Origin of the sequence: Paenibacillus tepidiphilus (assembly GCF_008635795.1) — a bacterium.
Lineage (GTDB): Bacteria > Bacillota > Bacilli > Paenibacillales > Paenibacillaceae > Paenibacillus_AQ > Paenibacillus_AQ tepidiphilus.
Map to the genome: position 1 here is coordinate 57,227 of NZ_VWRQ01000004.1, position 11,815 is coordinate 69,041.

General features: G+C 52.4%; 13 protein-coding genes. 9 read left to right on the forward strand and 4 right to left on the reverse strand.

Going from position 1 to position 11,815, the window contains the following annotated elements:
- Positions 1 to 263 precede the first annotated feature (263 nt).
- The 9 genes from F1379_RS06180 to F1379_RS06220 all read left to right on the forward strand — a co-directional run bounded on the left by F1379_RS06180 (position 264) and on the right by F1379_RS06220 (position 8,150).
- A complete protein-coding gene (locus F1379_RS06180; RefSeq protein WP_150267518.1) occupies positions 264 to 932 on the forward strand; it encodes a GntR family transcriptional regulator in 669 nt (222 codons plus the stop codon).
- Positions 933 to 983: 51 nt separating this feature from the next.
- The gene (locus F1379_RS06185) at positions 984 to 2,138 is read left to right on the forward strand and encodes an amidohydrolase (protein WP_150267520.1); all 1,155 of its coding nucleotides are present in this window, start codon (positions 984 to 986) and stop codon (positions 2,136 to 2,138) included.
- 54 nt (positions 2,139 to 2,192) lie between these two features.
- Positions 2,193 to 3,236 (forward strand): methionine ABC transporter ATP-binding protein, encoded by a 1,044-nt coding sequence (locus F1379_RS06190; RefSeq protein WP_150267522.1) that lies wholly within the window; start codon positions 2,193 to 2,195, stop codon positions 3,234 to 3,236.
- Positions 3,211 to 3,870, forward strand: a complete 660-nt coding sequence (locus F1379_RS06195) for a methionine ABC transporter permease (RefSeq protein ID WP_150267524.1) — start codon at positions 3,211 to 3,213, stop codon at positions 3,868 to 3,870. Before F1379_RS06190 ends, F1379_RS06195 begins: the two co-directional genes overlap by 26 nt.
- 32 nt (positions 3,871 to 3,902) lie before the next feature.
- Complete coding sequence (locus F1379_RS06200) at positions 3,903 to 4,922, forward strand: uroporphyrinogen decarboxylase family protein (protein WP_150267526.1); 1,020 nt, start codon at positions 3,903 to 3,905, stop codon at positions 4,920 to 4,922.
- A 13-nt stretch (positions 4,923 to 4,935) separates the two neighbouring features.
- Positions 4,936 to 5,766, forward strand: coding sequence for a MetQ/NlpA family ABC transporter substrate-binding protein (locus tag F1379_RS06205; RefSeq protein ID WP_150267528.1), 831 nt, complete (start codon positions 4,936 to 4,938; stop codon positions 5,764 to 5,766).
- A 19-nt stretch (positions 5,767 to 5,785) separates the two neighbouring features.
- Positions 5,786 to 6,595, forward strand: coding sequence for a pyrroline-5-carboxylate reductase (gene proC / locus F1379_RS06210; RefSeq protein WP_150267530.1), 810 nt, complete (start codon positions 5,786 to 5,788; stop codon positions 6,593 to 6,595).
- Positions 6,595 to 7,359 (forward strand): VOC family protein, encoded by a 765-nt coding sequence (locus F1379_RS06215; RefSeq protein ID WP_150267532.1) that lies wholly within the window; start codon positions 6,595 to 6,597, stop codon positions 7,357 to 7,359. The genes proC and F1379_RS06215 overlap by 1 nt, the downstream gene beginning before the upstream one ends.
- Before the next feature lie 254 nt (positions 7,360 to 7,613).
- Entirely contained in the window at positions 7,614 to 8,150 is a 537-nt protein-coding gene (locus tag F1379_RS06220; RefSeq protein ID WP_239004579.1) for a GNAT family N-acetyltransferase, read from the forward strand.
- Between the two features lie 63 nt (positions 8,151 to 8,213).
- On the opposite strand, the gene F1379_RS06225 is transcribed toward F1379_RS06220, so the two are convergent.
- The 4 genes from F1379_RS06225 to F1379_RS06240 form a co-directional block, all read right to left on the reverse strand.
- The gene (locus F1379_RS06225; protein ID WP_150267534.1) at positions 8,214 to 8,804 is read right to left on the reverse strand and encodes a DUF2812 domain-containing protein; all 591 of its coding nucleotides are present in this window, start codon (positions 8,802 to 8,804) and stop codon (positions 8,214 to 8,216) included.
- Positions 8,801 to 9,130 carry a PadR family transcriptional regulator gene (locus F1379_RS06230; protein ID WP_150267537.1) on the reverse strand — a complete coding sequence of 110 codons (330 nt, stop codon included), beginning with the start codon at positions 9,128 to 9,130 and terminating at the stop codon, positions 8,801 to 8,803. The genes F1379_RS06225 and F1379_RS06230 overlap by 4 nt, the downstream gene beginning before the upstream one ends.
- A gap of 100 nt (positions 9,131 to 9,230) precedes the next feature.
- Positions 9,231 to 10,226 carry a sugar ABC transporter substrate-binding protein gene (locus F1379_RS06235; protein WP_150267539.1) on the reverse strand — a complete coding sequence of 332 codons (996 nt, stop codon included), beginning with the start codon at positions 10,224 to 10,226 and terminating at the stop codon, positions 9,231 to 9,233.
- Positions 10,223 to 11,815, reverse strand: coding sequence for a response regulator (locus tag F1379_RS06240; protein WP_150267541.1), 1,593 nt, complete (start codon positions 11,813 to 11,815; stop codon positions 10,223 to 10,225). Before F1379_RS06240 ends, F1379_RS06235 begins: the two co-directional genes overlap by 4 nt.

An 11,815-nucleotide genomic window follows, 5' to 3' on the forward strand; every position in this document is an offset into this window, starting at 1 on the left:
TCACAGCAAGCTCTTCCCCGCGTAGAATAGCAATAAGGTCTGCGAAATTTGCAGACTTTTGTCATTCTCCCATAAATCATACTTGACTAGGTGGGATTATGGGATTATTATATGAAAAAAAGCTAGGGAAACTGAGATTTTCAGAAACGAAATGCTAGGACTTGGTTGTAGTTACATAGATTCGCCAACGTATATTCATAATTGTATACAATTATACAAATATATCGCCGACACGCCACCATGCGATGAGGGGAAGTAGAGGAATGATGAACCGGTCACGGAGATTGTCCAAGGATAATACTTACTACGAATTAAAGCAAAAGATTATAGACAGTGAATTAGAGCCGAATCAGCCGGTCAATGAAGAGAAGCTGTCGGCGCTGCTTGGGGTTAGCCGTACTCCGCTGCGGGAAGCGATTCAGCGGCTGGAGAATGAGGATTTTCTGGTCCGGCAGCCGAACGGAAGGCTCAGGGTTGCTTCGGTAACTGCCAGAGAGGTGGAAGAGATTTTTCAAATCCGCAGCATGCTTGAAGGATACGTTGCCAGAAGCGCCGCGAGGAACGCGACGGAGCAGGATATCCAGAAGCTCACCCGGATGATGGATCAGATTAAGCATTCCTTCCAGCATGGGGAGAATCAGAATTTTGTGACCTACGGCTTTGAATTCCATGATTACTTGTCGGAAATAAGCGGACTTCAGACCTTCGAGAAGGTATTGAACCAGTTAAGAGATCATTCGCTCCGCTACTGCCGGTACGTCTCCTTGCACGGGGATTGGAACACACAGGCGGATGAAGAGCATAATTTCATTTTGCAGATGATTATCGACAAGAATGAAGACGGTGCAGAGAAGGCCATGCGGGATCATATCCTTAGCAGTCTGGCTACGGCCCTGGAGCAGATCAAGGAAATGGAACCTGCCGATTCATAATAAATTGAAGACATAATGAATGGAAGACATATAGAAGGGAAGTGTCTGGCCATGGCACCGAAACTGGAGACGGACTTAGCCAATCAATTAATCGATGTACGCAGAAACCTTCACCGGGAGCCGGAGCTGAGCTATGAAGAGTTCCGGACGACGGCGAAGCTGCGGGAATGGTTGACCGAAGCTGAAATACGTATACTCGACCTCCCTTTAGCAACCGGACTGATCGCGGAGATTGGACATGCTGAAGGACCTGTTGTAGCGATCCGCTGCGATATTGATGCCCTGCCGATTGAAGAGCAGACGGGATTGCCGTTTGCCTCCGAGATTTCCGGTAAAATGCATGCCTGCGGCCATGACTTTCATACCGCTGTTATTCTGGGGGCGGCGCTCTTGCTGAAGGAACGCGAAAGCGAATTGCCTGGCAAGGTTCGCGTATTGTTCCAGCCGGCCGAAGAGACGGGACACGGTGCGGAAAGCGTCTTGGCTTCGGGAGGCCTTAAGGATGTAGCTGCCATTTTCGGACTGCATAATTCACCGGAGCTGCCTACAGGGACATTTGGAACGCGTTCCGGAGCTTTGACAGCAGGCGTAGACCGGTTTGAAATTACGGTAAAAGGCGTCGGCGCCCATGCGGCTACTCCCGAGAATGGGGTAGACGCTATCGTGACCGCGGCACAGATCATTACGATGCTGCAAACCGTCGTCAGCCGGCAGAGTACGGCACTGGAGCCGGTGGTGCTCAGCGTTACCCGCATCAACGGGGGCTTCACCTGGAATGTGCTGCCGGAGAAGGTTGAACTGGAAGGTACGGTACGGACTTACAATGAAGAGATCCGGCGTAGCATTCCTGAGCGAATGACCCGGATTATCGAGGGAATCGCCGCAGCAGCCGGAGCGGAGGCGGAGCTGCACTGGTATCCGGGCCCGGCGGCCACAATCAACCACGCAGAGTGGGCTGATTTTACGAAAGAGGTTGCCGCAGAGACAGGCTACGAGGTGCGGGATATTCCGCCGCAAATGGGCGGGGAGGATTTCTCGTTCTACCTGCAGCAGATTCCCGGCGCTTTTGTCAATATCGGAGCAGGGCCGGCGTATCCGCTGCATCACCCGCAGTTCGATGTCGACGAGGCGGCTATTGAACCCGCAGCCCGTTACTTTGCTTCTTTAGCCGAACGGGCGCTGGAGAAGCTGCAAGCGAAAGCGTGATTTTGTAAAACCAACAAAAAATCCTAACTTCACCATAAGAATGAGGGGATGAACATGCTTGAGATAAAGAATGTGTATAAGACATTCACACGGAAAGGCATCACGATTGAAGCCCTGAAGGGAGTCAGCCTGAAGGTAGAGAAAGGCGATATCTTCGGGGTCATCGGGTACAGCGGCGCCGGGAAGAGTACACTGATCCGTCTGGCCAATTATCTGGAAAGACCGACCGAAGGCCAGGTGTTCGTTGACGGCTTCGATTTAGGCGAATATAGCGCCAATGAATTGCGGGAAGCCAAGAAGAATATCGGGATGATTTTTCAGCATTTTAACCTGCTGGAATCTAAGAAGGTGTTCGATAACGTAGCGATCCCCCTCGTGCTGCTCAAGAAGAGCAAGGAGGAAATCCGCCAGCGGGTAACGGAACTGCTGGAGTTTGTGGGCTTAAGCGATAAGGCCGGCAGCTATCCGAGTGAATTGTCGGGCGGGCAGAAGCAGCGGGTCGGCATTGCCCGGGCGCTGGCTACGAATCCTTCCCTGCTGCTGTGCGACGAAGCGACTTCCGCGCTGGACCCGCAGACCACCCAGTCGATCCTGCAGCTGCTGAAGCGGATCAATGCGGAATACAACATTACGGTGCTGATTATTACGCATGAGATGTCTGTCATCCAGGAAATCTGCAACAAGGTGGCCGTAATGGAGGAAGGGAAGATCATCGAGCAGGGCAGCGTGCTGGAGGTATTCGGCCATCCGCGGCATCAGACGACGCAGAATTTTGTGAAGACCGTTATTCACAATGAGCTGACCGCCAGCGTACAGCAATCCATCAAAGCCGAGCATGGACGGCGGCTCGTCAAGCTTCATTTTCTCGGGGAAAGCACGACGGAGCCCGTTCTCTATGAGATGGTCCGCGCCTATGACATTAAGTTCAATATATTGTTTGCCAACACGACTGAAATTCAGGAGAAGACGCTGGTAACCATGATTCTGCAATTCAGCGGCGAAGCCGCAGAAATCGGCAAGGCATTAGAGTTCCTGGAGCAGCATGAGATTGGAATTGAGGAGGTGGATGACAATGTTTTCGACCACAGTAACCGGTGAGCAATTTATGCAGGCGATTATTGAGACCATACAAATGGTAGGGATTTCGCTGTTTGTAGGTTCACTGATCGGCATTCCCTTCGGCATCCTGCTTGTCGTTACCCGCCCAGGCGGTGTGCTGGAGAACCGGGCCGTCTACGCGATCCTTAATCCGGTCATTAACATTGTCCGGTCGCTACCGTTTATTATTCTTTTGGTAGCCATTGTTCCGTTTACGAGATTTATTGTGGGAACCTCGATTGGGACCAGCGCAGCGATCGTACCGCTGATCATCTATATCGCACCTTACATCGGACGGTTAGTGGAGAACTCGCTGCTGGAAGTAAACCCCGGAATTATGGAAGCTGCCGAGTCGATGGGTGCCACTCCGTTTCAGGTCATCCGCTACTTCTTACTGCCGGAGGCAGTAGGTTCACTGATTCTGTCGTTGACTACGGCAACGGTCGGCTTGATCGGCGCTACGGCCATGGCCGGAACGGTCGGCGGCGGCGGTGTCGGTGACTTGGCCATCGTGTATGGCTACCAGCGCTTTGACACGGTAGTCGTCATAGCCACAGTGTTAATTCTGGTCGTTCTGGTACAGGGCATTCAATCCTTGGGCAACACCTTGGCGAGAAAAATTCGCCGCTATTAGATAGAGCAAATTCAGGAGGGGGAAGCAGACAGATGAGTGCATGGACCAAGCAAGACCGATTCCAAGCGATTCTTTCCGGTGAACTGGCGGATCGTCCGATTGTCAGCGGCTGGCGCCATTTTATTGACAAGGAGCAAACGGCCGGGGATCTGGCGGACACGACGATTTCTTTTACGAACCAATATGATTGGGACTGGGTCAAAATCAACCCGAGAGCCACTTACCTGGCCGAAGCCTGGGGCAATCAGTATGATTTTGCCGATTACCAGACCGTGTTTCCGAGACAGAAGACGACAGTCATTCCGAAGGCGGAGAATCTGTGGGATCTTGAGGTGAAAAAAGCTGCCGAAACGCCATCCCTGGCCGAGCACCTGGACGCCGTCAGACGTATCCGGCAAGGACTGCCGGACACACCGCTGATCCAGACGGTATTCTCGCCGCTTACGGTGCTGCTGTTCATCGTGGGCCGTTCCGCTTATGTAACCAAGACGGTGTTCGGCATCGAGCAGCCGGTTACGCTGGAATCGCTCTTCAAGGAGCACCGGGCGGCTGCCCACCATGCGCTGCATGCGATTGCGCTGACCTTGGCAGATTATGTACAGGAGCTGAAGCAAGCAGGTTCCGACGGCTTGTTCTATGCGGTGACAGGTACAGCCCATCCAGGGCTATTTAATGAAGCTATGTTCGATGAGCTGTCCAGACCTTATGATTCGATTGTTCTGGAGGCCGCCAGCTATGGCAAGAACATCCTTCATACCTGCGGGGCTCATGCCCAGCCGGAGAAATTCAATGATTACCGGATCGACGGCATTAGCTGGGATACGGTCGCCGAAGGCAATCCGGGGCTGGAAGCCGAGCTCAAATCCACCAAGGTGGGCGGAGTGGATCATGGATTGTTTGCGGTGAATGACATCGCACAGATCCGGCAGCAGGCGGCAGACGCTTTGAAGCTGATGCAAGGCAAACCGTTTATTCTCTCGCCAAACTGCGCGATCCCGTTAAGTGTCACCGATGAGGCGTTAGAACAATTTAAAAACACAGTATTGGAATAGGAGAGGTGTACAAATGAAAAAGTTAATGCTGGTTATGCTCATTGGAGTTCTGGCGGTGCTGACCGCCTGCGGCAATAAAGAGTCCGCAAGCTCGGGGGACAAGAAGGAAATTACCGTTGGTTTCGGTGTCGGCACCTATGAGGAGCAATTCCGCCAGTCCATTCAGCCGATCCTGGAGGAGAAGGGCTACAAAGTGGATATTAAGACCTTCTCGCAAAATATGCAGGTCAACCCTGCCATGAAGGAAGGCTCCATTGACGCAAGTATTTTCCAGAGTACAGCCTATATGGAGGCCATCAATGAAGAAATCAATGCCGATATGACCGGAATTGCTTACGTGCCGGGCGCTCCGCAAGGCCTGTATTCCGTCAATCATACAACGCTGGATGATGTCAAAGACGGCACTACCGTGGCTGTTCCGAATGACCCCGTTAACCAGGAACGTGCACTCCGCATTCTTGAAGAGCTGGGCTGGATCAAGATCAAGGAAGGCGCAGGCGTAGCGGACTTCAACATCAACAGCATGGAGTCGGACAAATTTGATATTGACATCAAGGTGCTGGACCCTGCACAAATTCTCGTTTCCCTGCAGGATGTGGACTACGGCGTGGTGAATGGTAACTACATTGCCAACTCGCCGGACTGGAAGATTACCGATGCCCTCAAGATCGAGAATACGCCAATGCAGCACAGAATCATCGTGTCGGTGAACAAGAAGGACGAGAATACCCAGTGGGCCAAGGATTTGAAGGCAGCGTATGAGTCGCCGGAGTTCGAAGAATACATCACAAGCCAGGAGAAATATGACGGCTTCATTCTGCCGGAAGCATGGGACAACAACTAAGGTAAGGAAGTGGGCATAAGTGACGAAGCAACGAATTCATTTCATCGGCGGAGGACAGATGGCGGAAGCAATGATCCGCGCCTGTCTTGCCAATGGTACCTTGTCGGCTGACCAGGTCAGTGTAATGGATATTAACGAAGGACGCCTGCAGCTGTTAAATGCGAAATACGGCGTTGATACGGGAAGCTCGCAGGAGCAGGGGCTTTCTGCAGCAGACCTGATTGTCATTGCCGTGCGTCCTCAGGACGATCTGGCTCAGCTGGGACAAACCGTGCAGCAATTCGCCTCGGCGGATGCCGCTATCGTATCCATTGTGGCTGGGGTAACCATTGCTCAACTAGGCGGTTATTTTGGAGCGGAACGGGCCATTATCCGGGTCATTCCGAACACCTTGACCGACACGGGCTACGGGTACAGCGGTGTAACCCTGAACGCAAACGCAGCGCGGGAGCAAGTGGAGAGCTTCCTGCTCGGCTTCGGCAAAGTGCAGTACCTCGAAGAGTCCTACATTGATATCTTCACCGGCTTCGGTGTGGCTGGACCGAACTATATCTATTATTTCATTGAATCCTTTACGGATGCCGGCGTTCTTGCCGGACTGCCGCGTGAACAGGCGTGGCAGGTAGCGCTGGAGAACATGATGGGAGCGGTCAAAATGCTGCAGCAGACCGGCCTGCACCCGCGCCAGCTGCTGGATATCAACAATTCCCCCGGCGGCGTCGGCATGCACGGCTTGTATGAGCTGAACAACAGTGACTTCGCAGCCGGACTGCAGAGAAGTGTGCTTGCAGCGGTGAAGCGGACGACTGAGCTGGGAGTGAAGAAATAGTGGCGGAGCTAAAATGGGATCATTTAGTGCACTATGTCAATGTTCTGGATCAGCCGGTGGAACAGTTCCGTGAGCATGGCTTGATCGCTTTCCGGGGCGGCTCGCATACGAGCTGGGGGACCTATAATTCCTTAAGCTACTTCGGGTTAACATATATCGAGTTTCTGGGCATTGAGAACCTGGAGCTGGCCAAGGCCACCGAGCACAATGTCGTGGTGAGAGATGCGGTTAACGTTCTGCCGGAGCATGAGGTCTTAAGCCGGGTCGTGCTGCGCACCGATGATATCGAAGCCGTGGAAGCTTCCCTTAAGGCGGCGGGCCTGGCCCTGTCGCCGATCATCGACGGCAAGCGGCTGGACAATGAAGGCCGGTTAATCGAGTGGCGGATGATGACGATTGACGGAGATTTTCAGGGCCTCGTCTATCCGTTCATTATCCAGTGGAGCGGGACCGACCTGGAGCGGCTGCAGCGCCTGACCGAGTCAGGAGTCATTCAGCCTCATCCAGCCGGGAACACGGATATGGTGAGCGCGGTATTCCGCGTCTCCGATCCGGCAGCCGCCGCCAAGCATTGGGGAGAGCTGTTCGGATTGTCTCTTGCAGAGTCAGAGGGCAGCAGCTATTCGCTTCAGATCGGCGAGCAGTCCTTTGATTTCGTGCAGGGCGATGAGAACCAGTTCAAGCAAGTGGTTTTTGAGACGGATTCGGCTGAGCTGAAGGGGAAGACCCTGCAGATCGGTGAAGGGGAATATGTTTTTAATTAGTGAAAAAGAGCAGCACGGCAAGGAGCACAGCATTTATGCTGGGCTCCTTTTTGTTAATAAGTAAAAGGTAGGATGTGCCTCGAAGATTTTGCGTAGAGCCCGGGACTATTCCCTTCGGACAGGGTTAATTATTATCAGGATATCTTATTATTCTTTAATTTTTTAGTTTGACTGCTATATCTGTTATCATTTATATTATTTTCTGCCGGATTAACGGTGGAGCACAATCAATACACATAAGGAGGGGCTTACTCTTGAGAAGCGACAACATACATATCAGGGCTCTTACAGCCGATGATGCGCCGGCACTGCTGCAGCTGCAGCTTGAGAACCGCGACCTTTTTGAACGCTATTCGCCTACGCGCACCCCTGAATTTTATACATTGGAAGGACAGCACCAGCGTATACAGAAGCAGGCTGAAGCGAGGCAAAATGACCAGGCATACGATTTTGGGATCTTTACGAACAGTGACCAAAGGTTAATAGGGACGATCAGTCTCTTTCATGTGATGCGGGGCCCCCTTCAAAGCGCGATTATCGGTTATGACCTGGCTCAGAAGCATAATGGTAAAGGCTATACGACAGAAGCCGTTCGGCTTACCGTAGACTATGGCTTTCATCAATTGAATATACACCGAATTGAAGCTGGGGTAATGACGCATAACATCGCTTCCATCCGGGTGCTAGAGAAAAGCGGCTTCCACAGAGAAGGCATAGCCCGAAAGAATGTCCACATTAATGGAAGCTGGGAGGATCATCAGGTTCTCGCGATTCTTAACCCGCTCCATTAAATTGCTCAGTATGATTTCCCCTCTATAGGCCTTTTTTTGCGAAGACAACGGGTTAGCCGGAGACTATTCCCTATACGTCTGTTCCTTCTTCAACCGGCGGAGCGATTTACGGACAGGAAGGACGAAGCTTTGGATGATGAGGGCAAAGAGTGTACATAGTCCTCCCTCGACCAAAAGAATGGTTAAAGTAGAGTCTGCAAGACCGGTCCCCTGCCGTCCTCCGCCGTTGGAACCCGTTACTTGGTATCCGGCGGACACTATAATAATAGCGACGATGCCCAGTATAATGGTCAGCACATTGGCGAATGCGGTGATGCGCTTGAAGTGTCTGATTTTGGAGTCGACATCGGAATAGATCTCGAATGCGCCGTCCTCTGCCGGTCTGCGGTAGTACACCCATCTAATGTATGAGCCTATCACTTCAATGCCGGTTTCCTCCAGGAATTTGATGTAGGCCACACTCTCCGGATGGTCAGGAGGATGATTCAGCATTTCCAGACGGTAAATATATTTACCGGGCGTGTCTTCCTCGAACCAATATTTAATTCCCCCAACCTGCGCCAGCATCATCCCCTTGGCGGCCATTGCGTTCAGCCAGTGTTCTTCTTTCTCATGCTGTCCGATCGTAAAGAACTTGTAACAGCTGTATCTCATGGCTGACGACCTCCCATTATTCTGCTGCCATTGTCCACTAGCTCTTTAAGCCGTTCCAGCTCCGCACGTGCTGCGCTGCGTCCGCTTGCCGTGATCTCATATTCCTTCTTCCGCGAGCTGCTCTCTCCGGGCAGCGCCGTAATCCAGCCCCGTTCCACCAGCGTGCTGATCGCCCCGTACAAGGTTCCCGCCGCCAGAATCACCCGTCCGCCGCTCAACTGCTCGACATTCTGCATAATTCCATAGCCGTGCATAGGCTCGTGAAGGGACAGCAGGATATAATACACCGCTTCGGTCAGCGCCAAAGACCCTTTATCTGCAGACATGCTACACCTCCATACTCGTCTTCCGTTATATCGGTTGCCGATATATTTATTATAACGGCAGCCGATATAGTTGGCAAGGAGGATTTTCCAATTTGGACACTTAACCGTGATGATCACGATCGGTGGGTAAGGGCGACTCACCGATTATGGTAATGTTGGTATCAATCCGTTCAGGTGATTCAATGCCGCTGGACCTTAACAGAAGAGTATTTATGATATCGGCTCCCCAGTTCTGTTCGTTTTGCGAGATGATCCGGGTGATCTGGCCGTTGTCCAGCGCCTGTGTCAGGGAGGGAGTGAAGCCAAGAGCGATGTTATATCTCGTAAGGCCCTTGGCTTTCCAGACCAGCACAGAGCTTGAACTGGAGACAAAATCCAGGTTGACCAAGGCGCTGAAATGGGGATGATCCGTGATCATTTGCTCCAGCTGCAACGCACTGTAGTCCTCATTGCCATCATTATGACGGATTTCAAGGACATCAATCTCCGTATGCTTAGCCAAATAGTCCTGCAGCCCTTTCAGACGCTCCCCGTAACCAAGCATATGCGGCATACCGGACCCGACCAGAATCATTCCTTTTCCGCCCAGCAGACGGTCAACGGTCTGACCGATTACAGTTCCGGTCTTCCGGTTATCGGCGCCGATGTAAGCATCCCTGTTGCTGTCCGGCGAGTCGGACTCAAAACAAACCACAGGAATACCGTGGGATACAGCTTTGTTGATCACGCTGACGAGGGCTTTGGGGTCTACCGGGGCAATCGCAATTCCGTCAACTCCCCGTTTGATCATCAGCTCCATGAAACGGATTTGCTGCTCCAGATTCGCTTCATCGGGCGCCTGCACCAGCAGCTGAATGTTATTATCTTCTGCCGCTGCCTCGGCTTTCTCCGTAACCATTTCGTAGGTGGCATTTACCATGGGATAGATAATGCCGAAGGTCAATTGCCGGCCTGTGTTTTGACTTGTCCGGGATTCCCCGGAAGCTTGGGAGGGCGGGTCGATGACGCCGCCAGAATGAAAGCAACCGCTGAGCAGAATACCCGCCGCCAGAAGAACCGGCAGGACCAGGCCGTGCCTGAAGCAGAGCCGTTTCACCAATCTCCCGCCCCTTTGCGGGTGAAGTGAAGCTCATCCTCTGATGCACCGTGCTTCCGGTATTCCATTGGAGTCATACCCGTTACTTTTTTGAACAAATTGGAGAAATAGTGCTGGTCGTTGTAGCCTACGCTGAACGCAATCTCAAACGTTTTGTGTCCTGTTGTCTTGAGGAGCTCCTTGGCCTTTCCGATCCGCGTAGCGGTCAGGAATTCAGTGATGGTCTGCCCGGTCTCCTGGCTGAAAATCTTGCTCAGATGGCTGGAGCTGACGCCGACCTGCCTGGAAATCCCGCTAAGGGACAGCTGTTCATTGTCATAATGCTCCCGGATATAATGCCTGACCTTGTTAATCAGCTCCCGGTATTTATCGGAACCCTCGGACCTCCATTCCCACAGCCGTTCAAACAGGCGGTTCAAATAGACCAGGCATTCGTCTGTACTGGCAATATTCCGTATCTGCTGCTGCAGCTCTTTAACTAAGTCTGCAGGGTTAGCGGCAGTACGAAAAGAGGATTTAGCGGTCTGGACCAACTCCAGAGTGATATCATTCAACAGGTAATAGGCATATATGGATTTCCAGTTCAGGGCCCCAAGACCGGGAGCGAACTGCAGCAGGAACTCCGTGGCTTGCCTTGCATCTCCAAGCTTCAGAAATTGAACAAGCCGGCCCCGGTCTAGCGGCACACAATCTGTAGAGGGATCAAAGGAAGCATCCAGAAGCGCCGCTGCATTCTGTCTGGACATTTGCTTGAACATCCGGTCATTCTCGGCTTCCAGATAGGATAGATGGATTCCCTGAAGGCGCTCTTGTGCAGCGCCTAAACCGACGGTCAGCTCGCATTCATAAGCCGCTTGCAGCTTCTGCTTTAATTCATCTGTAATCGCTTCCAACTCGCTGCTGATTTGCTCCGGATCGTTACCTTTACAGATCAGCACGATTTCATTTCGGCTGCGCTTAAAGGTCAAGCTGCCTGGAATCTCCTCCAGGAGACCGGACATCAGATCTGCCGGGATTTGCGGCTGAAGCTCAGCGTGCTCTTCCTTCGAGGAAGGGCTCCATGCAAGGATGGCAACCGCATAATAGGCCGCTGCCAGAGGCAGACCCAGCTGTTCCGCTGATTCGATGGCAGCAGCAGGGCTGATCAGGCCGCCGCACAGATCTGCGAACAGCTTCTCCGGAGTATAGGCAGACTTTTGTTTGAGCCGCTGCTCTTCATCCATTCTACGGCTGACCTGATGAAGCAGCTGCAGCAGATCGGAAGCGCTGAACGGCTTCAAGCAGTAATCCTCGACTCCGAGCCGCAGGGCGGTCTGGGCATATTGGAAATCATCATGCCCGCTGAGGATAATGATCTTAATCTTCGGGAATTTCTGGCGGACGACCGAGCTAAGCTCCAGTCCGTTGATGAATGGCATTTTGATGTCGGTAATGAGAATGTCGGGCAGCTGTTCGCTGATGATGGGAAGAGCCAATTCTCCGTCGGGGGCGTCGCCGCAATAGATGAAGCCCTCTTTCTCCCAATCTACACATTCCCGGATGCTTTCACGGATCAGAATCTCATCATCGACAAGCATAACCTTTTTCAT

Bases quoted from the DNA above. Each gene is read 5' to 3' on its own strand.
- F1379_RS06180 (WP_150267518.1), top strand. From the start codon at position 264: ATGATGAACCGGTCACGGAGATTGTCCAAGGATAATACTTACTACGAA.
- F1379_RS06185 (WP_150267520.1), top strand. From the start codon at position 984: ATGGCACCGAAACTGGAGACGGACTTAGCCAATCAATTAATCGATGTA.
- F1379_RS06190 (WP_150267522.1), top strand. From the start codon at position 2,193: ATGCTTGAGATAAAGAATGTGTATAAGACATTCACACGGAAAGGCATC.
- F1379_RS06195 (WP_150267524.1), top strand. From the start codon at position 3,211: ATGTTTTCGACCACAGTAACCGGTGAGCAATTTATGCAGGCGATTATT.
- F1379_RS06200 (WP_150267526.1), top strand. From the start codon at position 3,903: ATGAGTGCATGGACCAAGCAAGACCGATTCCAAGCGATTCTTTCCGGT.
- F1379_RS06205 (WP_150267528.1), top strand. From the start codon at position 4,936: ATGAAAAAGTTAATGCTGGTTATGCTCATTGGAGTTCTGGCGGTGCTG.
- F1379_RS06225 (WP_150267534.1), bottom strand. From the start codon at position 8,804: ATGAGATACAGCTGTTACAAGTTCTTTACGATCGGACAGCATGAGAAA.
- F1379_RS06230 (WP_150267537.1), bottom strand. From the start codon at position 9,130: ATGTCTGCAGATAAAGGGTCTTTGGCGCTGACCGAAGCGGTGTATTAT.
- F1379_RS06240 (WP_150267541.1), bottom strand. From the start codon at position 11,815: ATGAAAAAGGTTATGCTTGTCGATGATGAGATTCTGATCCGTGAAAGC.